The following is a 22617-nucleotide window of genomic DNA, read 5'->3' on the forward strand; positions in this document are numbered from 1 at the left end:
TCCGGGTGCGGGGACCGATGCTAAGGGGTGTCCCGTAATCCCCGGTGGGCGCGCGACGCCGGCTACGGCACCTCGCCGCGTTGTCGGAACGTCCGCATACATCCAGTATGCGGACGCCCCTCCGCCTTGCGATGCACCGCATCCGACGCCGCGCGCTGCTCCACCGCGGATTACGGGACACCCCTTGGCCAGACGGTTACCCCGGCAGGGCCCGCGGATGATCCGCCCGCGGGAGAATGATTTGGCGCCGAGCGGTGGAGTCCGTGTAATGTTGGCGCAGCCGCCACGGGGAACCGGGGCGGGAGCGCGGGGCTATAGCTCAGTTGGTAGAGCGCCTGCATGGCATGCAGGAGGTCAGGAGTTCAATTCTCCTTAGCTCCACAGTGAACAGAGCGGGCCGTCCGATCGGACGGCCCGCTCTGTCGTTTCCGAAAGCGTCGTTCCCGCGGTGTCGTTCCCGCTGTCCGTGGGCTTGCCGGCGCCGGGTGCACGGGCGCCCGGCGCGCGGCGCCCCGCCCGCGTCACCGGGACGCGGGCGGGGCACCGGCGGTGGCCGTGACGGCCCGGCTCAGCCGCCGCCGCGCGGAAGCGCCTTGCGGCCGCCCGAGGGCGGTATGGCGTTGCGCGGGGCCGGGGCCTCCTCCAGCCGCAGTGCCAGCTCGGGACAGCGGCGGACGGCCCGCTGCGCCTCGCCCTGCAGATGCAGCGGCACGGGTGTGTCGGCCAGCACCGGGTAGCCGTCCGGGCCCTGCCGGACCAGTTCGGGCAGCACCCCCACGCAGATCAACTGGCCCTTGCAGAGGGTCCAGTCCACCATCAGCTTCTGCCCGCTGGGGATGCCCTCCTCCTGGTAGCCGGGCGACGGGAGGGGCAGCACGCCGTGGGTGGGCCGGCCGCAGCCGCCCTGGAGCGCGTGCGCCGCGAGGTCGTCGGTGAAGGCGCTCAGCGAGGAGGTGAGGAAGCGCACGGAGCCGTCCGGGTGGGCACAGGCGCCGCGGCCCTTCACCGACTGGGTGACCTGCCGGAGCGCCTCCAGCGCCGTACGGCCGCCGCCTCCCAGCACCTCCGCGAGCCCGGCCGCCGCCGCGGGCAGGCCGAGCTTGCAGGGGCCGCACTGCCCTGCCGTCTCCGCGGCCAGCCAGTTGGCGACCCGCAGGCACTCGCCCAGCGGGCAGGTGTCCGGGCTGAGGGGCAGCAGCGCGCCGGCGCCGAGAGCGCCGCCCGCCGCGTCCATCGAGGCCCGGGAGATGGTGGCGCCGTGCGCCGACATCCCGTCCATCCACTTCCCGTGGTAGCCGCCGGAGAGCACGCCCTGCGGCATCGGCGGGGCCCCGGCCAGCTCCAGGACGTACCGCAGCGGCACCCCGCTGGGCACCTCCATGACCAGCGGCCGCGGCACGGAACCGGAGACCGTGAGCATGACGGTGCCGGGCTCGGTGCTCAGGCCGATGCTGCCGTAGCGGTCGGCGCCGAGCCGTGCGGCCACGGCGAGTTGGGAGAACGTCTCGCAGTTGGACAGCAGCGTGGGCGCGTTGGCCACCCCCGAGTCGGAGGCGCGGACCTTGCGGCCGGGCGGCAGCGACGGCCCCCCGTTCGCCGCCCGGATCACCGCCGAGGACTCGCCGGAGACCATCCGCTCGGGCGTGCGCACGACCCGCGCGCGCAGCGGCTGCCCCCGGCGGTCCGAGAGCCCCCGCTCGGCCAGGGCCTGCCGCATGGACGCCTCGGTGGAGTCCCGGGTGACGGCGACGACGAGGGTGCGGGCGCCCAGCGCCTCGGCCGCCAGCAGGGCCCCGTCCAGCGGCAGATGGGGGGCCCGGTTCATGATCAGGGTGTCCTTGCGGCAGTTGGGCTCCCCCTCACTGCCGTTGATGACGACGACGGGGCGGACCCCGCGGCGTATCGCGGACTTGGCCACCGCCCGCAGCTTCTTGCCGAAGGGGAAGCCGGCACCGCCCTTGCCCTTCAGCGAGATGAGCTCGGCCAGTTCGGCCAGGCGCTCCCCGGGCATGGGCTGGAGTGGCCCGTGCACCTTCAGGTGCATGTCGAGATCCAGGCGGTGGGCGAGGTCCAGGCCGGCGGTCAGCTGGGGGGCTCCCACGACCCGGAGATCGAGTACGTCGGGCAGCTCGGCGTTTATGGTCGGCCTCCTGCGGTCTCTTGCCAGGGTTCACCGGGCGGGGGCGGATACGAGAATCCGGTCGAGGTGTCGGTCAGCGGGTCCGGCTGGGGCGCGGGCCTGATGTTCTCGGCCGGTGCGGGCGGCGGCGGGGACGGCGTCGGCCAGCGCTCGGATGATGCCAGATGGGTCACGCCGGAGAACGGCTCGGTCAGCGGATCGCGCAGCGGGTCCGGGCCGCGTCCGGCCGACGGGTCGCCCATCTGCCGCGGGAAGGGCTCCGTCAGCGGGTCGCCCTGGCCCGTCACCGAGCCGGTCAGCGGCTGGCCCACCTGGCCGGCCCCACCCCAGCCGCCGTAGCCGTCCGTCCCGCCGTAGCCGTCCGATCCGCCGTAGCCGCCCGTCCCGCCGTAGCCGCCGGTCCCGCCGTAGCCGCCCGTCCCGCCGCCGGAGTCCGTGAAGGCCGGCACCTGCCGGGTGGGCGCCTCGGCGAAGCCCTGGCCGGCCGGCGCCGACAGCGGGCTCCCCGGCCCGCCGGACGTCTGGTCGGACATCGCGCGGTAGCCCGCCGAGAGACCGGATCCCAGACCGCTGCCGATCGGCACCGCGCGGGTCGAGTCGAGCGGTGGCCGCATGTCGTCGCGGCCGCCGGCGGAGGCGGGCGCGGACGCTGCCGCGCTGCGCGGCCTGGTCCCCGCGCCCGGCAGCGGGGAGACCGAGGTGTCGCGGCGGGCGCCCTCCTCGGCCGCCGCCGCGCGGCCGCGTCCGGTGCCGGCGGCGTCCGGCTGCATCACCGACAGCACCAGCTGTGCGATCCTCCGCCGCTGCGGCGGGGGCAGCAGCCGCGCCGCCACCGCCAGCCCGACGGCCAGCAGGGACAGCCCGTACATGACGGTCACCCAGCCCGCGGCGGGACGACCCGCGTAGAGGCCGTGCATCACGGCGAAGCACCACGACGGGTAGGCCACGGCGTGGATGGCGCGCCAGCGGCCCGCGACCTCCCGGTTGGGCACGAAGGTGCTGCGCAGCGCGCCGGTGGAACCCGCGATCACCATGAGGTAGGCCGCCATCGAGCCCATCCCGATCAGCCCGCCCGTACCGGTGATCCCCAGGCTGAAGGGGATCAGCGCGGCGATCAGCGGAGCGTGGTCCAGCGAGACCTTGACCGCGACGTGCACCACCATGAATCCGAGTGAGGCGACGGCGACGGCGCGGTGGACCCCCTGCGCCAGCAGCCGGTCCCGCGGGTTCAGCAGCAGCCGGTGGGCCGCGATCAGGCCCCACACCACCGACGCGGTGAGAGTGAGGAGCGACAGAACGCCGGCACCGAAGTCCAGGAAGGCGCGGAAACGCTCACCCGTGGCCAGGGCCAGGATGAGCGGGATCACGATCAGGAGTGCGACCGACGCGGCGAAGACCTTCGTCTGCGACGCGGCTGGCTTGGGTAGGGAGGACATGTTCCGTGGAACCTTGCGGTGAGGTTTCATGCGAGGCGACTCCTGTGGTGCGAAGAAGGGGTCCCGGCTCCGCATGCTAAGTGGCCTGTCCGGCAACGTCCGGGCGAGTTGGATATTTGCTCGAACGACCAATACGGAGCGGGAGCGCCCGGCGTTCAATCGGCGGCTCGGTGCGTCGGCCGGGACCGCTGCGGTACCCTGACACGCATGCGTGCCGTACGCCTTCTGCTTAGCGAGCCGCGCTGATCAGTCCCGGCCGGTGGACGAACCACCAGGCCGGAATCGGCGCGGCGTCCCCTCCTGTGTGAGGGGTTTTTCCGTTTCCGGAACATGCCTCGCAGACGGCAGAGACGATCGATGGAGCTTTGAGACGATGAGCGACACCCATTCCGCCCCCGGGCCGGCCGCGGCGCCCTTCCGGTACGAGGCGGCCCTGGCAGCCGACATCGAGGCACGCTGGCAGGACTTCTGGGACGCCGAGGGCGTCTACGAGGCCCCCAACCCCACCGGTGACCTGGCCGCGGACGGCGGCGCTGGCGCGGCGGACCGGCCGAAGAAGTACGTCATGGACATGTTCCCGTACCCCTCCGGCGCGGGACTGCACGTGGGCCACCCGCTGGGCTATATCGCCACCGACGTCTACGCCCGCTTCAGCCGGATGACCGGCCACAACGTCCTGCACACCCTGGGCTTCGACGCCTTCGGCCTGCCCGCCGAGCAGTACGCCGTGCAGACCGGCACGCACCCGCGGGCCAGCACCGAGGCGAACATCGAGAACATGAAGGCCCAGCTGCGCCGGCTGGGCCTGGGCCACGACAAGCGCCGGTCGTTCGCCACGATCGACCCGGACTACTACAAGTGGACCCAGTGGATCTTCCTGCAGATCTTCAACTCCTGGTACGACGAGGCGGCGGACAAGGCCCGCCCCATCGCCACCCTGGTCGAGCAGTTCGAGAGCGGGGAGCGCGACACCCCCGCCGGATGGCGCCCCTGGAGCGAGCTGGACGCGGCCGGGCGGGCCGGTCTGCTGGGCGAGTACCGTCTGGCCTACGCCTCCGACGCGCCGGTCAACTGGTGCCCCGGCCTGGGCACCGTGCTGGCCAACGAGGAGGTCACCGCCGAGGGCCGGTCCGAGCGCGGCAACTTCCCGGTCTTCAAGGCCAAGCTGCGCCAGTGGAACATGCGCATCACGGCCTACGCCGACCGGCTGCTGAACGACCTGGACGCGCTGGACTGGCCGGAGGCCATCAAGCTGCAGCAGCGCAACTGGATCGGCCGCAGCGAAGGCGCCCGTGTCGACTTCCCGGTGCGCACGGCCGCCGGCGGTGAGCGCGCGATCACCGTCTTCACGACCCGGCAGGACACTCTGTTCGGTGCCACCTACATGGTGCTGGCCCCGGAGCACGAACTGGTCTCCGGCGACGACTCGATCGTCCCGGCCGCCTGGCCCGAGGACACCCACGCCGTCTGGACGGGCGGGCACGCGACCCCGGCCGAGGCCGTCGCCGAGTACCGCAAGCAGGCCGCGTCGAAGTCCGATGTCGAGCGGCAGGCCGAGGCCAAGGAGAAGACCGGCGTCTTCACCGGCGCGTACGCCGTCAACCCGGTCAGCGGCGAGCGCGTGCCCGTCTTCATCGCCGACTACGTCCTGATGGGGTACGGCACCGGCGCCATCATGGCCGTACCGGCGCACGACAGCCGTGACTTCGCCTTCGCGCGCGCTTTCGAGCTGCCGATGCGCTGCGTCGTCGAGCCGTCCGACGGCCGCGGCACCGACCCGGCCGGCTGGGACGACGCCTTCGCCTCGTACGACGCGCGGATCGTCAACTCGGCGGGCGAGGACGTGTCGCTGGACGGACTGACCGTCACCGAGGCCAAGGCCCGGATCACCGACTGGCTGACCGAGCGCGGCATCGGCGAGGGCACCGTCAACTTCCGCCTGCGCGACTGGCTGTTCAGCCGCCAGCGCTACTGGGGCGAGCCCTTCCCCATCGTCTACGACGAGGACGGCGTCGCCCACGCGCTGCCCGAGTCGATGCTGCCGCTGGAGCTGCCCGAGGTCGACGACTACTCCCCGCGCACCTTCGACTCGGACGACGCCGACACCTCCCCGGAGACCCCGCTGTCCCGGAACGAGGAGTGGGTGAACGTGCGTCTGGACCTGGGCGACGGGCGCGGCCCCCGGATGTACCGCCGCGAGACCAACACCATGCCCAACTGGGCCGGTTCCTGCTGGTACGAACTGCGCTACCTGGACCCGCACAACAGCGAGAAGCTGGTCGATCCCGAGATCGAGCGCTACTGGATGGGCCCGCGCGAGGGGCAGCCGCACGGCGGTGTCGACCTGTACGTGGGCGGCGCGGAGCACGCCGTGCTGCATCTGCTGTACGCCCGCTTCTGGTCCAAGGTGCTGTACGACCTGGGGCACGTCTCCTCCGCCGAGCCCTTCCACAAGCTGTACAACCAGGGCATGATCCAGGCCTACGTCTACCGCGACAGCCGCGGCATCGCGGTCCCGGCGGCCGAGGTCGAGGAGCGTGACGGCGCCTTCTGGTACCGGGGCGAAAAGGTCACGCGGCTGCTGGGCAAGATGGGCAAGTCCCTGAAGAACGCCGTCACGCCCGACGAGATCTGCGCCGAGTACGGCGCGGACACCCTGCGCCTGTACGAGATGGCGATGGGCCCGCTGGATGTCTCCCGGCCCTGGGACACCCGCGCGGTCGTCGGCCAGTACCGGCTGCTGCAGCGCCTGTGGCGCAACGTCGTCGACGAGAACACCGGCGAGGTGACCGTCACCGACGCCGAACCCGGCGAGGCCGCCCTGCGCGCCCTGCACAAGGCGATCGACGGGGTCACCCAGGACATGTCCGCGCTGCGCTTCAACACGGCGATCGCCAAGGTCACCGAGTTGAACAACCATCTGACCAAGGCGGGCCGCCCGGTGCCCCGGACCGTCGCCGAGCGGCTGGTGCTGCTGGTCGCGCCGCTGGCTCCGCACATCGCGGAGGAGCTGTGGCACCGGCTGGGCCACACCACCTCGGTGGTCCACGAGCCCTTCCCGGTCGCCGACCCGGCCTACGTCCAGGACGAGACCGTCACCTGCGTCGTCCAGGTCAAGGGGAAGGTCAAGGCCCGGCTGGAGGTGGCGCCGTCCATCGCCGAGGACGAACTGGAGGCGCTGGCCCTGGCACAGGACGCGGTACGGGCCGCGCTGGGCGGCGCGGACATCCGCAAGGTGATCGTGCGGGCCCCGAAGCTGGTCAACATCGTCCCGGCGTGACCGGCGGCCCGTAGGGGTTTCTCAGGGTTTTTCCCGGGCGGGCCCGGGGGTCGTACGGAACCCCCGGCCCGCCCCGGGCGTTTACCGTGGAGGGATGGGGCGCGCGGTGCCCCACTGTGCGGGCGACGGTTCCGGATGCCGCACCGGTGCTCGGAAGGCTACGAGGGAGTTTTCATGGAAGCCGCGATTCTGGTGGTGGTCCTCTTCTTCGTGCTCTTCGTCGCGGGCGGGGTCTATGCGACGGCCAAGGCCGTGGGAGCCGCCAAACGCGGTGTCGACCGCACGGTCGCGCAGGCCCGCCGCACCGTCGAGGACACCACGCTCAAGGCCCGGCAGCTGACCCTGCCCGGGGCGGCCGGCGAGGTGGCCCAACTCCGGCTCTCGCTCCGCACCTCCATGCGGGCCACCCAGGAAACGCTGCGGGCGGCCGCGCCGGAGGACACCTCGCTCGGAGAGGCGCTCGGCCTCTTCGACCGGCTCAGCGCGCACGGCAGGGAACTGGACGCCGAGCTGAAGCGCCTGGAGAGCGAGCCCGACAAGGGCCGGGTCGCCGCACACCTCCCCGAACTGCGGGAACGCGCCGAGCGGATCGTGCACGCGGCCGACTCCCTGCGCTGGGCCGCACAGGACCGCGCCCGCCAGTTCGCCGACGACGACCTCGGCGACCTCACCGGGCAGATCCAGATGGAGGCGGGCGCCCTGCGGCACTGGACACCGGCCGAAACCCCGGGCCGGATGCCGGCCGGCGCTGACGCGGGGCCGGCGGACGCCGCAGGCCCCGCAGGGCCGGGACCGGTTCGCTCGCACTCCGCCGGACGGGACTCCACCGGACGGGACTTGGCCGGGCCGGACTCCACCCGGCCGGAGGCCCGCCCCGGGCAGTCCGGAGCGCCGGAGGCCCCCCGGACACCGCCCGCCATCACGGCCCGCGACTCCCGGCTGCGCACCGGTTTCCCCTGGGAGAAGACCCGGCGCCCCGAGAGCACCACATGAGCCTCCCGCCCCGCGTGAGCCGTCCGCGCGGTGGCGCGTCCGCCGCAGCCGCTGCCGCAGGGCCGGCGACGGCCGTCGGTCCCACCGGACCGGAGGCCGTACCGGCGGCGTCCGGCCGGAGAGTGCCGGTCCTCCGCACCCCGGCTCGGGGCCTGCCGACCCGGTTCCTGCCGGCGCCGCGCTCCGGGTCCGGTGGCCGGCAGGCCGCCCCCGTGCTGTCCGCGCATGTCATCCCCGGATAACCTCCCCTTCATGTCCCGCCATGTCGCGATCGTCACCGATTCCACGGCCTATCTGCCGCCGCAGGCGATGGAACGGCACGCCATCAGGGCCGTACCACTGACCGTGGTCCTCGGTGACCGGGCCCTGGAGGAGGGCACCGAGGTCTCGGCACGGTCGGTCGCCCAGGCGCTGCGGAGCCGGACCCCGGTGACCACCTCCCGGCCGAGCCCGGAGATGTTCGCCGCCACCTACCGTGAGGCGGCCGCGGCCGGGGCGACCGGGATCGTCTCCCTCCATCTGTCGGCGGAGATGTCCGGTACCTATGACGCGGCGGTGCTCGCCGCACGCGAGGCGCCGGTGCCGGTGCGGGTCGTGGACACCGGCATGGTCGCGATGGCCCTCGGTTTCTGCGCCCTGACCGCCGCCGAGACCGCGGAGGCGGGCGGCACGCTGGACGAGGCGGTGGCCGCGGCCGAGAAGCGGGCGGAGGGCACCACGGCCTACTTCTATGTGGACACCCTCGACTACCTGCGGCGCGGCGGCCGGATCGGCGCCGCGCAGGCTCTGCTCGGTTCGGCTCTGGCGGTGAAGCCGCTGCTGAGGCTGGGCGGCGGGCGGATCGAGCCGCTGGAGAAGGTGCGCACGGCGTCGAAGGCCATCGCGCGGCTGGAGGAGATCGTCGTGGAACGGGCCGCTGCGGGCCCGGTGGACATCGCGGTGCACCATCTCGCGGCGGCGGAACGGGCGGAGGCCCTGGCGGACCGGCTGCGGCGGCGGGTGCCCGGGCTGGCCGAACTTCTGGTCAGCGAGGTGGGCGCGGTGATCGGCGCCCACACCGGACCCGGGCTGCTGGGCGTGGTGCTGTCGCCGCGGATCTGACCGCGCGCGGCCCGCGGTCCGCGCCGGACTCTCCGTACCGCGGGAAAGCGGGGCCGCGGGAACCCTGCCCGGCGCCGCCGGCGGACGCGGCGGCCCGGTGAGGACGGCGAGCGGAGCGACGGGCCACCCGGTGCGGCGGATCCGGAAGCAGCGCGCCAGGAGGGCGCGGAGACGGGGCAGCGGCAAGGCGGGAAGACGGAAACGGCTCATGCCTCGCAGTGAAGCGGCAGATGGGTCGAATTGGCGGCCTGAGAGCGGACATTCATCCGAAACGGGCACGGAGTTTTCCACAACCCGCGAGTTATCCACCGAAATACGGTCTGTTCCGCCGAGGGCGGCCGCCCGGCCTACCGTCACCGCATGGACATCCGATCACACTCCGTGACGACCGGGTCGGGTCCGGGCCGTGGCGCCACGCGCGGCCCCGGAAGGCCCGGGGCGGATCACCGCGCCCGGCGCCGGCACCGGTCTCGTCGTACGACGCCTCAGTACCGCCGGGACGCACCGGAGGGAACGAGGGCGCGCGCGACGGCCCTTTTCGGTGGCCTTCCGGCCCGGGAGCCGGTCGTCCCCGAACCGGAGCCGCCGGCCGAACCCGGGCCCGCACCGGGGAGCGCCCCGGACACGCCGGGGCGGAGCGGGGCGCGGGAGCGTCCGCTGCCGTGGCCCGCCCGATGGCGGCTCGCCCTCGGTGAACGGCTTCCGTTGTGGGTGAGCCTGCGCTGCGGAGCCGACCCGAGGACGCTCGCCGCGCTCGCCGTCCTGCTCGTGGCCGCGGTCGGCTTCGCGGGCCACCACTTCTGGACCGGACGCCCCGAGACAGTACGGGTTCCCTCGGCAGAGCCGGCCGGCGCGGCCGGTCCGGCAGCACTTCCGAGCACGACCGGGGAGCCGGATCCGGTGCCTCCTGTCCCCGGGGCGGCGCAGTCGGCCGGTGACCGCGCCGTCGTGGTGGACGTGGCCGGCAAGGTCCGCGATCCGGGGATCCACCGGCTCCCCGCGGGGTCGCGGGTCGAGGACGCTCTGAAAGCGGCGGGCGGTGTCCGTCCCGGGACGGACACCGCCGGGCTCAACCGGGCCCGGCTTCTCCTGGACGGTGAGCAGATCGTGGTGGGCGGTCCCGCACCGGCGGCCGCCGCCGGAGGGGGAGCGGCGGGCACGCCCGGTCCGGCACCGGGGGGCGCGGCCGCCGGCCCGGTCAGTCTCAGTACCGCCACCCTCGAACAGCTCGACGGCCTTCCCGGTGTCGGACCGGTCCTGGCCCGGCGCATCCTCGAACACCGCGACCGCCAAGGGGGTTTCACCTCCGTCGACCAGCTCCGCGAGGTGAACGGGATCGGCGACCGCCGGTTCGCGGACCTCCAGCCCCTGGTGCGGCCATGACCGGGGCGGTCGTTCCCGCCGTCTCCCCCGGGCGGAGCGCGGCCTCTCCGCGCCCGCGTCCGGAGGGTCCGGACCTGCGGCTGCTGCCGTGCGCTCTGGCCGCCTGGGCTGCTGCCGCCGTGGCGGTCGGCGTCCGGCCCTCCGTCGCGGCGGTCGGCGCGGTCTGCTGTGCGGCGGTGGGCCTGGCGCTGCTGCTCGCAGCCCTCGCCCACGGCCCCGGAGCGCGCGGCCGGAGCCGGGCTCCCGGCCGGCCGGCGGGCGAGCCGCGCGGAACGGGTCCGGAGGCGGGGACGGCCGTGCCCCGGCGCCGGGGCAGCGCCCGGGTCGCGCTCGCGATGGCTCTCTTCTGCGCCGCGGCCGCGGCGGGCTCGGGGGCTCTGCACGCCGCCGATCTGTACCGGGGGCCGCTGCCCGGCCTGGCACGGCAGTCGGCCGAGATCACGGCCGAGGTGACGGTCACGGGCGATCCGCGGCTCACCCGTCCGCGGGTGAACGGTCCGCGCAGCAGTCCGCCGGCCGTGGTGCTGGCGGCGGAGGCCCGGCGGGTCACGGCTGCGGACGGTGCGGCCACCGAGGTCCGCACCCCGGTGCTCCTCATCGTTCCGCTCCGGGCCGACACGGGAGGCCGGGGCGGAGAGCGCGCGGGGGAGCGGGCGGCGTGGCTGAGGTTGCTGCCGAGCACGCGGCTGCGGCTGGAGGCGCGGGCCGTGCCGTCGCAGGGCGGAGGAGACCGGATGGCCGCCGTGCTGCGGGTCAGCGGTAAGGGCCCGCCGGTGGTGGTGCGGGGACCAACCGCCGTGCAGCGGGCGGCCGGTGAGCTGCGGGCGGGGCTGCGGGAGGCGTCCGACGGGCTGCCGGCCGACGCCCGGGCGCTGCTCCCCGGACTGGTGGTGGGCGACACCTCCCGGGTGCCGGCCGATCTGGACCGGGCTTTCCACGCCACCGACCTGGTGCATCTGCTCTCCGTGAGCGGAGCCAACCTCACGATCGTGCTGGCCCTGCTGATCGGGCCACCACATCTGGCACTCCGGGCCGAACGGCGTGGTCTGGCGCCCCGGTTCGGGATCCCACTGCGCGGTACGGCCCTGCTCGGCGGGCTGCTCACCCTGGGCTTCGTCATCGTGTGCCGACCGGAGCCGAGTGTCCTGCGGGCCGCGGCCTGCGGTGGGATCGCCCTGCTGGCCATCGCCACCGGCCGGCGGAGATCACTGCTGCCCGCGCTGGCCGCCGCGGTGCTGCTGCTCGTCCTGTACGACCCGTGGCTGGCCCGTTCCTACGGCTTCCTGCTCTCGGTTCTGGCGACCGGTGCCCTGCTGACCATCGCTCCGCGCTGGAGCGCGGCCCTCCAGCGGCGGCGGGTGCCGGGCCGGCTCGCCGAGGTGCTGGCGGCCGCCGCGGCGGCGCAGGCCGTGTGCGCGCCGGTGGTCGCGGTGCTGGCGGCGCGGGTGAGCCTGGTCGCGGTCCCGTGCAATCTGTTCGCCGAACTCGCCGTGGCCCCGGCCACGGTGCTCGGCTTCGCCGCGCTCGCGACCGCTCCGTTCGCCATGCCGGCCGCCGAGGCGCTGGCCCGGCTCGCCGCCTGGCCGGTGGAGTGGATCGCGGCCGTGGCCCGTACCGGTGCGGCGCTGCCGGGCGCGGAGCTGGACTGGCCCGGCGGCTGGACCGGCGGGTTGCTGCTCGCCGCCCTCACGGCGCTGCTGGTGCCGGTGGCGCCGCGGCTGGCCCGCCACCCGTGGCTCTGCGCCGCCTGTGCCCTGGTCCTGCTGGCGGTCGTGCTGCGCCCGGGCCCGCTGCCGCGGTTCGTCACCGGCTGGCCTCCGCCGGGGTGGCGGCTCGCCGTCTGCGATGTGGGCCAGGGAGAGGCCCTGGTGCTCGCGGCGGGCGGGGACCGTGCCCTGGTCGTCGACGCCGGGCCGGAGCCGGAGGCGGTGGACCGTTGTCTGCGGAGCCTCGGCGTCCGGCACGTCCCGCTTCTGGTCCTGACCCATTTCCACGCGGACCATGTGGCGGGTCTGCCCGGTGTGCTGCGGGGCCGGGCGGTCGGCGCCATCGAGACGACGACACTCGAAGAGCCGCCGGGGCAGGCCGCGTTCGTGCGCCGGACAGCGGCAGCGGCGGGAGTGCGGGTGCTGCGGACCACGCCGGGGGAGCGCCGGCTGGGCCCGGTCGCCTGGCGGGTCCTCTGGCCGCTGCCGGGCCGGACCGCGGTCACCGGTGCCAACGACGCCAGTGTCACCATGCTGGTCCGCACCGCGGGACTGACCCTGCTCCTGCTCGGCGATCTGGAACCGCCCGCGCAGCAACGCCTGGCGTCCACCGTCCCGTTGCCGCCCGTCGACGTCCTCAAGGTTGCCCACCACGGCTCCGCCCGCCAGGACCACGGGCTGCTGGCCCGGCTGCGGCCGCGGATCGCCGTCATCTCCTGCGGAGCCGGCAACGACTACGGGCATCCGGCTCCGCGCACGGTCGCCGCCCTCCGCGCCGGGGGCGCCGTCGTGCTGCGGACGGACACGGACGGGGCCATCGCGGTGACCGGCCCGCCCGCTCGGCCGGGCGCCGCCGTCACGGCCGGCGGAGCGAGTCCGGCGGGGAGCCGCGGCCGGCGCAGGGCACGTGGCCGTGGGAACGCACCGGGTTCTCGGCGGTGTCGCTGTGAGACGGGCCGGGAACTCGGCGGTGAGACCGCCGTCCCGGAGAGTGCCGTGGGTGTGGACGTACCCGACCGTCCGGTACGGGTGGCGGCCCTGCTCCACCGGTTCGCTGTCGGGCTGGTCCATCGGGGGCTGTCCGGGACCGGCCCTTCCTCGGCACAGGCTCCATCCCCGCCCCGGCCGGCCCTCGCGCTCCCGGCGTCACTCCGACTCCAGCCAGCCGTCGTACTCGGCGGCGAGCGCGTCCAGGGCCGCCGGGTCCAGATCGGGGGCCGGCTCCTCGATCACCACCAGCCACTGGGCGTCCTCGGCGTCGTCCTCACCGGCGAGCGCCTCCCGTACCAGTTCCGGTTCCCTGTCGAGGCGGAAACGCTCCACGGCCTCGGCGGCCGCTTCCTCGGCCGCGTCCCGGTCGGGCAGCACCAGCAGATGGTGCACGGCTTCCGCCCCGGCCGGGGCGGGCTCGTCGGGGCGGCGGTGTGCTCGGTTCATCCGCACATTGTGCGATAGCCGCGGCTGCGGCCCGGGCCGCGGGGGCGGGCATGGGCGGTCCGCCCGGCGAGCGCTGTCGGCGCCCCGTGGGATGCTGGACCGCGATGGCCAGAAAGACGACGACCGACGACCCGCTCGCCCCCGTCACGCTCGCCGTGGGCCAGGAGGAACTGCTCCTGGAACGCGCCGTGCGGGAGGTGATCGCCGCGGCGCGCGCCGCCGACGCCGACACCGACGTGCGCGACCTCACGCCCGACGTCCTGCAGCCCGGCACCCTGGCCGAGCTGACCAGTCCGTCGCTCTTCGCCGAGCGCAAGGTCGTGGTGGTACGGAACGCCCAGGACCTCTCGGCCGACACGGTCAAGGACGTCAAGGCCTATCTGGGCTCGCCCGCCGAGGAGATCACCCTCGTGCTCGTGCACGCCGGTGGCGCCAAGGGCAAAGGGCTGCTGGACGCGGCGCGCAAGGCGGGGGCCAGGGAGGTCTCCTGTCCCAGGATGACGAAGCCCGCCGACCGGCTGTCCTTCGTCCGGGGCGAGTTCCGTGCCGCGGGGCGGTCGGCGACCCCGGAGGCGTGCCAGGCCCTGGTGGACGCCCTGGGCAGCGATCTGCGGGAGCTGGCGAGCGCCTGCTCGCAGCTCGCCGCCGATGTCGACGGCCCGATCGACGACGCCGTCGTGGCGCGCTACTACACGGGCCGCGCGGAGGCGTCCAGCTTCACGGTCGCCGACCGGGCGGTCGAGGGCCGGGCCGCCGAGGCCCTGGAGGCACTCCGCTGGTCGCTGTCCACCGGTGTCGCCCCGGTGCTGATCACCAGCGCGCTGGCCCAGGGTGTCCGGGCCATCGGCAAGCTGGCGTCCGCCCCGCGCGGGGCCCGGCCCGGCGATCTCGCCCGGGATCTGGGCATGCCGCCCTGGAAGATCGACCGGGTACGGCAGCAGATGCGCGGCTGGTCGGCCGACGGGGTGTCCGACGCGCTGCGGGCCGTCGCCGAGGCGGACGGTGCCGTCAAGGGCGGTGGCGCCGACCCCGGTTACGCCCTGGAGAAAGCCGTGGTGGCGGTGGCCCGCGCGGCCCGTCCGGCGACCCGGCGTCCCTGACCCGGCTCGGCCGCGCACTCCCTCGGCCGCCACCGGTATCTCCGGCCGCTCCACGCCGTTCCTGCCGTTCTGCCGTTCCTGCCGTTCACGGGCCCGGCAACGCCGAAGGCCCCGCGCCAACCCCGGGGAAGGGTGGCGCGGGGCCTTGCGGTCCGAGCTGGGTGCGCCGCACCCGCGTGGCGAACGCAGGCCGCGTGCGGCGCGGTTCCGCGGCGGGGCCGCGGAGGAGTGGTGCCGGTTCGGAGCGGTTGAGAGGGCCCGCTGGGTCCGGACCGGCGGTTACCGGGAGCGAGATCCCGGGTCGGGCGAGTGCCGTACGGCCTTCCGCGGCGTGCCGCCGGCGGGTCGGTTCCGTACCGCGAATGGAGCGGAGGGGCGGAGGTCAGCCCTTGAGGGAGGCGACCCGCTGGGCCAGCGCCGACTTCTTGTTGGCGGCGGCGTTCTTGTGGATCACGCCCTTGCTGGCGGCCTTGTCCAGCTTCTTGGCGGCCTCGCGGACGGCGACGGTGGCCTTCTCCAGGTCACCGGCCTCGACGGCCTCGCGGGTCTTGCGGATCGCGGTCTTCAGCGAGGACTTGACGGCCTTGTTGCGCTGGCGCGCCTTCTCGTTGGTCTTGTTCCGCTTGATCTGGGACTTGATGTTCGCCACGTAAAGAGCCTTTGCAGCTTCGTCGGATTCTCGGGTGCGCCGTGCGAAGAGGGCACGAGACGCGATGGACCAGGCTACCAGCAGGCCCGAGGCCTCCCAAACCGGACCGGGCGCCGCGGGCGTGGGACGATGGGGGCACTGTCACAGAACCGACCAAGCTGCGTCTCATCACCGAATGGACCCTGCGTGCCCGCGACCCCTACCCCCGTGCCGGAGCCGAGCCGTACCGATCCGGCGCTGATCCGCAACTTCTGCATCATCGCGCACATCGACCACGGGAAGTCGACGCTCGCCGACCGGATGCTCCAGCTGACCGGTGTGGTCGAGCAGCGTCAGATGCGCGCCCAGTACCTCGACCGCATGGACATCGAGCGCGAGCGCGGCATCACGATCAAGTCCCAGGCGGTGCGGCTGCCCTGGGCGCCCGGAGAGGGCGAGAGCCGGGGCACCACCCATGTGCTCAACATGATCGACACCCCCGGCCACGTCGACTTCACCTACGAGGTCTCCCGTTCCCTGGCCGCCTGCGAGGGCTGCATCCTGCTGGTGGACGCGGCCCAGGGCATCGAGGCCCAGACTCTCGCCAACCTGTATCTGGCGATGGAGAACGACCTCACGATCATCCCGGTGCTGAACAAGATCGACCTGCCGGCCGCCCAGCCCGAGAAGTTCGCCGCCGAACTGGCGCATCTCATCGGGTGCGACCCGTCCGACGTGCTGAAGGTCTCGGCGAAGACCGGCGAGGGCGTCGAGGCGCTGCTCGACAAGGTCGTCGCCGAGGTCCCGGCGCCGGTCGGCGACGCCGCCGCCCCCGCCCGCGCCATGATCTTCGACTCCGTGTACGACGCCTACCGCGGCGTGGTGACCTATGTGAAGGTCGTCGACGGCCACCTCGCCAAGCGCGAGCGGATCCGGATGATGTCCACCGGCGCCACCCACGAACTGCTGGAGATCGGCGTCTCCTCGCCCGAGATGACACCTTCCGACGGCCTGGGCGTCGGCGAGGTCGGCTATCTCATCACCGGGGTGAAGGACGTCCGCCAGTCCAAGGTCGGTGACACCGTCACGCTGCTCAACAAGGGCGCCGCCGAGCCGCTGGGCGGCTACAAGGACCCCAAGCCGATGGTGTTCTCCGGCCTTTATCCGCTGGACGGCTCGGACTACCCGGAACTCCGTGACGCCCTCGACAAGCTCCAGCTCAACGATGCCGCCCTGGTGTATGAGCCGGAGACCTCCGCGGCGCTCGGTTTCGGCTTCCGCGTCGGCTTCCTGGGCCTGCTCCACCTGGACGTGATCCGCGAGCGGCTGGAGCGCGAGTTCGGCCTCGATCTGATCGCCACCGCACCCAACGTGATCTACCGCGTGATCATGGAGGACGGCACCGAGCACACCGTCACCAACCCCAGTGAGTTCCCCACCGGCAAGATCGCCGAGGTCCACGAGCCGGTCGTCCGGGCCACTCTCCTCGCGCCCAGCGAGTTCATCGGGGCGATCATGGAGCTCTGCCAGACCCGCCGCGGCACCCTCCTGGGCATGGACTACCTCTCCGAGGACCGTGTCGAGCTCCGCTACACCCTGCCGCTGGCCGAGATCGTCTTCGACTTCTTCGACGCCCTGAAGTCCAAGACCCGCGGTTACGCCTCGCTCGACTACGAGCCCACCGGCGAGCAGACCGCCGATCTGGTCAAGGTGGACATCCTGCTCCACGGCGACAAGGTGGACGCCTTCTCGGCGATCACCCACAAGGAGAAGGCGTACGCGTACGGGGTGCGGCTCGTGGCCAAGCTGCGCGAGCTCATCCCGCGGCAGAACTTCGAGGTGCCGATCCAGGCCGCCATCGGCAGCCGGGTCATCGCCCGCGAGACCGTCCGCGCCATCCGCAAGGACGTCCTCGCCAAGTGCTACGGCGGTGACATCTCCCGGAAGCGGAAGCTGCTGGAGAAGCAGAAGGAGGGCAAGAAGCGGATGAAGATGGTCGGCAGCGTGGAGGTGCCGCAGGAGGCGTTCATCGCGGTGCTGTCCTCGGACTCCGCCGCCGGCGAGAGCAAGGGCAAGAAGTAGCCCGCGGCTCCCGGGCCCTCCGAGGCCACGCCGCCCAAGGCGCCCGTCCCCGCCGGACGGGCGCCTTTGTGCTGGCCACAACCCTCGGGAGGGGTAAGTTCCGCTTCGTCAACGAGTGGCTCTCAGACCCTTACAAACGGGCCGGTCGCCCTCTACTCTGGGCCTGCCTGAAGGTTACTCGCCGGTTAAACAAGTTCCGTTTCAGCACCACAGCGGGGCACGGAGGATTGTCGTGAGCGACACGCAGACGTTGATTGAGAACAGGCCGCCCTCCGTGGCGACTCTTTTCCTCGACCGGGTCGAGTCGACCCCGGACCGGGAGGCGTACCGCTATCCGGTCCCGCCTGCCTCGGGCAAGGGCCCCGACGAGTGGCGCTCCTACACCTGGGGAGAGGCGGCCGAGCGGGTCTTCGCCGCGGCCGCCGGCCTGATCGAGCTCGGTGTGGAGGCCGAGCAGCGGGTCGCCATCGCCTCCAACACCCGGGTCGAGTGGATCCTCGCGGACCTGGGCATCCTCTGCGCGGGCGCCGCGACCACCACGGTCTACCCCAGCACGAACGCCGAGGAGACGGCCTACATCCTCGCCGACTCCGGCAGCCGGGTGCTGATCGCCGAGGACGCCACACAGCTCGCCAAGGTCCGTGAGCGGCGTGGAGAGCTCCCCGAGCTGGCGCATGTCGTGGTGCTCGACGAGACGGCCGCCGCACCCGCCGAGGGCGACCCGGAGGGCTGGGTCCTCTCCCTCGCGGAGCTGGAGCGGCGCGGCGCGGCCCGGCTGGAGAAGGAGCCGGACCTCATCCGCAAGCGGGTCGCCGCGATCACCGCCGACCAGCTCGCCACCCTCATCTACACCTCGGGTACCACGGGCAAGCCCAAGGGTGTGCGGCTCCAGCACGACTGCTGGTCGTACATGGCCCGGGCGATCGAGGCCAGCGGGCTGGTCACCGGTGAGGACGTGCAGTACCTCTGGCTGCCGCTCGCCCACGTGTTCGGCAAGGTGCTCACGGCCGGCCAGATCGGCGTCGGGCACGTCACCGCGGTCGACGGCCGCATCGACAAGATCATCGAGAATCTGCCGGTCGTGAAGCCGACCTACATGGCCGCCGTGCCGCGGATCTTCGAGAAGGTCTACAACGGGGTGGCGGCCAAGGCCCGGGCCGGCGGCGGCGCCAAGTACAAGATCTTCCAGTGGGCGGCGGGGATCGCCCGCGAGTACGCCCGCGTGTCCCAGGACAACTACCGCCGCACCGGCAAGGCGGACGCCCCGGCCGGCCTGACGATCAAGCACGCCATCGCCGACAAGCTCGTCTACGCCAAGCTGCGCGAAGCCTTCGGCGGCAATCTGCGGGCGGCCATCTCCGGCTCCGCGGCCCTCGCCCCCGACATCGGCTTCTTCTTCTCCGGCGCCGGCATCCACATCCTGGAGGGCTACGGCCTCACCGAGTCCAGCGCCGCCAGCTTCGTCAACCCCGGCGAGGCCTACCGCACCGGCACGGTCGGCAAGCCCATGCCCGGCACCGAGGTGCGCATCGCCGACGACGGCGAGATCCTGCTCCGCGGCCCCGGCATCATGCAGGGCTACCACGGGCTGCCGGAGAAGACCGCCGAGGTCCTGGAGGACGACGGCTGGTTCCACACCGGGGACATCGGCGAGCTCTCCGCCGACGGCTACCTGCGGATCACCGACCGCAAGAAGGACCTGATCAAGACCTCGGGCGGCAAGTACATCGCCCCGGCCGAGGTCGAGGGCCAGTTCAAGGCCGTCTGCCCGTTCGTCTCCAACATCCTGGTGCACGGCGCCGACCGGAACTTCTGCACCGCCCTGATCGCCCTCGACGAGCCGACGGTGACGGGCTGGGCCGAGGAGAACGGCATGGCCGGCAAGCCGTACGCCGAGGTCGTCGCCTCCCCGGAGATGCACCAGCTCATCGAGGGCTATGTGCAGCGCCTCAACGAGGGTCTGCAGCGCTGGCAGACGATCAAGAAGTTCCGCATCCTGCCCCGGGACCTCGACGTCGAGCACGGCGAGCTCACCCCGAGCCTCAAGCTCAAGCGTCCGGTCGTGGAGCGCGAGTACAAGCACCTCATCGACGAGATGTACGCGGGGTCGCGCGAGGCGTGACGTGCGGGGCGGTGGCTGCCCGGGGGTACGGGGGGTGGCTCCCCGGGTGGTTGCCGCCGAGCACCTCATCGACGAGATGTACGCGGGGTCGCGCGAGGCGTAGCTCCTGGAACGGCTCGAATGGCTCGGGGCCCGGTACGGACGTGATCCGTACCGGGCCCCGAGCCGCGGCCGCCCGGCCGCACCGGGCGGCCCGTCCGCCTGACTGCCCGCCTCTCCGTCCGCCAGGCGGGGGACCCGCGGGGATGACGGACAATGGCCGGTATGCCCTCCGTACTGCCCGACGGCGAACCCGTGCCCGACGACGGGGCGCTGCCCGCCCACGCCCTCCACGGCGCCGCGGAGCGGCCCCTCGGCTTCTATCTCCACGTGCCCTACTGCGCCACGCGCTGCGGTTACTGCGATTTCAACACCTACACCGCCGCTGAGCTGCGCGGCTCCGGCGGCGCCCTCGCCTCGCGCGAGAACTACGCCGAGACGCTGGCCGAGGAGGTGCGGCTGGCGCGCAAGGTGCTCGGCGACGACCCGCGTCCGGTGGAGACCGTCTTCGTCGGCGGCGGTACGCCGACCCTGCTGCCCGCCGCCGGTCTGTCGCGGATGCTGGGCGCGATCCGGGACGAGTTCGGGCTGGCGGAGGGGGCGGAGATCACCACCGAGGCCAATCCCGAGTCGGTGGACCCCCGGTACCTCGACGGGCTGCTGGACGGGGGGTTCAACCGGATCTCCTTCGGGATGCAGAGCGCGCGGCAGCACGTCCTGCGGGTGCTGGACCGCACGCACACCCCCGGCCGCCCCGAGCGCTGCGTCGCCGAGGCGCGCGCGGCCGGCTTCGAGCACGTCAACCTCGACCTCATCTACGGCACGCCGGGTGAGAGCGACGACGACTGGCGCGCCTCGCTGGACGCGGCGATCGGCGCGGGCCCGGACCATGTCTCCGCCTATGCGCTGATCGTCGAGGAGGGCACACAGCTCGCCCGGCGCATCCGGCGCGGCGAGGTGCCGATGACCGATGACGACGTGCACGCGGACCGCTATCTGATCGCCGAGGAACGGCTGTCGGCGGCCGGTTTCCACTGGTACGAGGTGTCGAACTGGGCGACCACCGAGGCCGCCCGCTGCCGCCACAACGAGCTGTACTGGCGCGGCGCCGACTGGTGGGGCGCGGGCCCCGGCGCGCACAGCCACGTCGGCGGGGTGCGCTGGTGGAATGTGAAGCACCCCGGGGCGTACGCCCAGGCGCTCGCCGAGGGCCGCGCGCCCGGTGCCGGGCGCGAGGTGCTGACGGCCGAGGACCGGCGCGTCGAGCGGATCCTCCTCGAACTGCGGCTCTTCGACGGCTGCCCGCTGGAGCTGCTGGCCCCGGCCGGCCTGCGCGCGGCGGCCCGCGCCGTGGCGGACGGCCTGCTCCGGCCCGGGCCGTACGAGCACGGCCGGGCGGCTCTGACGCTGCGCGGGCGGCTGCTCGCCGACGCGGTGGTCCGCGACCTGGTGGACTGACCCAAGGGCCGGGGCCGGGAGCGGGACCCGGGCTCCGGGACCCGAGGGCCGGTGACCGGCGGCTACGGCGCCGTCACATGATCGATGAGCTCCTCCACCCGCCCGAGCAGCTCCGGCTCCAGGTCCCGGAAGCTGTGCACGGAGGAGAGGATGCGCTGCCAGGCCGCACCGGTGTTCTCCGGCCAGCCCAGCGCCCGGCAGACGCCCGTCTTCCAGTCCTGGCCCCGGGGCACCGAGGGCCAGGCGGGGATGCCGGCGGAGGCCGGTTTCACGGCCTCCCAGATGTCGATGTACGGGTGGCCGACGACGAGGACGTGCTCGCCCAGGGTCCCGTCCGCCATGACCTCCGCCGCGATCCGCGACTCCTTGGAGCCGGGCACCAGGTGGTCGACGAGCACCCCGAGCCGCGCGTCCGCCGACGGCCCGAACTCCCGTACTACCGCCGGGAGATCGTCGATGCCCTCCAGATACTCGACCACCACGCCCTCGATGCGCAGATCGTCGCCCCAGACCCGCTCGACGAGTTCGGCGTCGTGCCGTCCCTCCACGTAGATCCGCCCGGCGCGCGCGACCCGTGCCCGCGCCTCCGGGACGGCGACCGACCCCGAGGCGGTGCGGGCCGGGCGGTGCGGGGCGGCGGGCGCGGCGGCCGCGGGGCGCACCAGCGTGACCGTGCGCCCCTCCAGCAGGAAGCCGCGCGACTCCATCGGGAACACCCGGTGCTTGCCGAAGCGGTCCTCCAGGGTCACCACGGGCCCCTGTGCCGTCTTCTCGCAGCGGATCACCGCGCCGCAGAACCCGGTGGCGGCCTCCTCCACGACGAGACCGGGCTCGGCCGCCACCTCGGGCGCCGGCCGGGTCTTCTTCCACGGCGGGGTCAGATCGGGCCCGTACTGTCTGCTGCGCATGGGCACAGACGATACGAATGGCGGACCGGCGCCGGTCACGACACGCCGAACCGCCCCGCCAGCGCGTCGCGTTGGGCCCGTACGAAGCGGGCGTCCACCACCGCTCCGTGACCGGGCACGTACAGCGCGTCCTCGCCGCCGAGTTCCACCAGCCGGTCCAGCGCGGCCGGCCAGCGCCCGGGCACGGCGTCCGGGCCGGCCTGGGGCTCCCCCGACTGCTCCACCAGATCGCCGCAGAAGACGACACAGGGGTCGCCCGGCACCAGCACCGCCAGATCGTGCGGGGTGTGCCCGGGCCCGACGTTGACGAGCACGGCCTCCCGGCCCCCGCCGAGGGCCAGCGTCATCTCGCCGGAGACCGGGTGCCCCGGGCGGACCAGCAGATCGGCGGCCTCGGCAGCGTCCCCGGCGTCCAGTCCGTGGCGGACGGCGTCGGCGGCCACCGCCTCCCGCCCGGCGCCGAGCAGCCGGTCCAGGCCCACTGCCGCGTACGTCCGGGCGCCGGCGAAGGCCGCCGCGCCCAGCACATGGTCGAAATGCCCGTGCGTGAATGCGAGATGGGTCACGTCGCGCCCCGCCAGGCGCCGGGCCCACCGGCGGATGTCCGCCCCCTCGGCGAGGCTCGCCCCCGCGTCCACGACCAGGGCCGCGTCCGGCCCGTACACCAGTCCCGTGGTGGCGTCCCAGCCCGGCAGGCGGCGGCGTGCGACGCCGCGCGCCAGTTGCTCCCAGTCCGCCTCTTCCCAACCGCGCTCCATACGATGACGCTAGTCGCAGGCGGGTCGCCGTGTCCGCCCGAGGTGC

The 22617-nt window shown here is 73.6% G+C and carries 14 protein-coding genes and 1 tRNA gene; 10 read left to right on the forward strand and 5 right to left on the reverse strand.

The window, feature by feature from the left end; all coding sequences use genetic code 11:
* The first annotated feature begins 308 nt into the window (after positions 1-308).
* Positions 309-381, forward strand: a tRNA-Ala gene (locus tag LIX60_RS22370).
* Between the two features lie 187 nt (positions 382-568).
* On the opposite strand, the gene LIX60_RS22375 is transcribed toward LIX60_RS22370, so the two are convergent.
* Both LIX60_RS22375 and LIX60_RS22380 read right to left on the reverse strand, forming a co-directional pair.
* Complete coding sequence (locus tag LIX60_RS22375) at positions 569-2140, reverse strand: NADH-quinone oxidoreductase subunit NuoF family protein (RefSeq protein WP_227962871.1); 1572 nt, start codon at positions 2138-2140, stop codon at positions 569-571.
* Positions 2137-3576 (reverse strand): hypothetical protein, encoded by a 1440-nt coding sequence (locus LIX60_RS22380; protein WP_227960075.1) that lies wholly within the window; start codon positions 3574-3576, stop codon positions 2137-2139. The genes LIX60_RS22375 and LIX60_RS22380 overlap by 4 nt, the downstream gene beginning before the upstream one ends.
* A 373-nt stretch (positions 3577-3949) precedes the next feature.
* Here LIX60_RS22380 and leuS point away from each other — a divergent pair, with 373 nt between their 5' ends.
* From leuS to holA, 6 genes are all read left to right on the forward strand, one after another.
* Positions 3950-6856, forward strand: a complete 2907-nt coding sequence (leuS, locus tag LIX60_RS22385) for a leucine--tRNA ligase (RefSeq protein WP_227960076.1) — start codon at positions 3950-3952, stop codon at positions 6854-6856.
* 174 nt (positions 6857-7030) lie between these two features.
* A complete protein-coding gene (locus LIX60_RS22390; protein ID WP_227960077.1) occupies positions 7031-7849 on the forward strand; it encodes a hypothetical protein in 819 nt (272 codons plus the stop codon).
* 252 nt (positions 7850-8101) lie between these two features.
* A complete protein-coding gene (locus tag LIX60_RS22395; protein ID WP_125621835.1) occupies positions 8102-8950 on the forward strand; it encodes a DegV family protein in 849 nt (282 codons plus the stop codon).
* A 900-nt stretch (positions 8951-9850) separates the two neighbouring features.
* Positions 9851-10333 carry a ComEA family DNA-binding protein gene (locus tag LIX60_RS31790; protein ID WP_308101730.1) on the forward strand — a complete coding sequence of 161 codons (483 nt, stop codon included), beginning with the start codon at positions 9851-9853 and terminating at the stop codon, positions 10331-10333.
* Complete coding sequence (locus tag LIX60_RS22405) at positions 10330-13494, forward strand: ComEC/Rec2 family competence protein (protein ID WP_374117895.1); 3165 nt, start codon at positions 10330-10332, stop codon at positions 13492-13494. Before LIX60_RS31790 ends, LIX60_RS22405 begins: the two co-directional genes overlap by 4 nt.
* Positions 13495-13580: 86 nt before the next feature.
* Positions 13581-14576 carry a DNA polymerase III subunit delta gene (gene holA, locus LIX60_RS22415; protein WP_227960079.1) on the forward strand — a complete coding sequence of 332 codons (996 nt, stop codon included), beginning with the start codon at positions 13581-13583 and terminating at the stop codon, positions 14574-14576.
* A 382-nt stretch (positions 14577-14958) separates the two neighbouring features.
* On the opposite strand, the gene rpsT is transcribed toward holA, so the two are convergent.
* Positions 14959-15225 carry a 30S ribosomal protein S20 gene (gene rpsT, locus LIX60_RS22420; protein WP_227960080.1) on the reverse strand — a complete coding sequence of 89 codons (267 nt, stop codon included), beginning with the start codon at positions 15223-15225 and terminating at the stop codon, positions 14959-14961.
* A 186-nt stretch (positions 15226-15411) separates the two neighbouring features.
* Between rpsT and lepA the strand changes: the two genes are divergently transcribed.
* The 3 genes from lepA to hemW all read left to right on the forward strand — a co-directional run bounded on the left by lepA (position 15412) and on the right by hemW (position 20905).
* Positions 15412-17286, forward strand: coding sequence for a translation elongation factor 4 (gene lepA / locus LIX60_RS22425; protein WP_227960081.1), 1875 nt, complete (start codon positions 15412-15414; stop codon positions 17284-17286).
* A gap of 232 nt (positions 17287-17518) precedes the next feature.
* Positions 17519-19408, forward strand: a complete 1890-nt coding sequence (locus LIX60_RS22430) for a long-chain fatty acid--CoA ligase (RefSeq protein WP_227960082.1) — start codon at positions 17519-17521, stop codon at positions 19406-19408.
* Between the two features lie 264 nt (positions 19409-19672).
* Entirely contained in the window at positions 19673-20905 is a 1233-nt protein-coding gene (hemW, locus tag LIX60_RS22435) for a radical SAM family heme chaperone HemW (protein WP_227960083.1), read from the forward strand.
* Positions 20906-20967: 62 nt separating this feature from the next.
* On the opposite strand, the gene LIX60_RS22440 is transcribed toward hemW, so the two are convergent.
* Both LIX60_RS22440 and LIX60_RS22445 read right to left on the reverse strand, forming a co-directional pair.
* Positions 20968-21813, reverse strand: coding sequence for a DUF3097 domain-containing protein (locus LIX60_RS22440; RefSeq protein WP_227960084.1), 846 nt, complete (start codon positions 21811-21813; stop codon positions 20968-20970).
* Between the two features lie 35 nt (positions 21814-21848).
* Positions 21849-22571 carry an MBL fold metallo-hydrolase gene (locus LIX60_RS22445; RefSeq protein ID WP_227960085.1) on the reverse strand — a complete coding sequence of 241 codons (723 nt, stop codon included), beginning with the start codon at positions 22569-22571 and terminating at the stop codon, positions 21849-21851.
* Between the last annotated feature and the right edge of the window lie 46 nt (positions 22572-22617).

This window comes from Streptomyces sp. S07_1.15 (assembly GCF_020739505.1).
In the GTDB taxonomy this organism is placed as follows: domain Bacteria; phylum Actinomycetota; class Actinomycetes; order Streptomycetales; family Streptomycetaceae; genus Streptomyces; species Streptomyces xinghaiensis.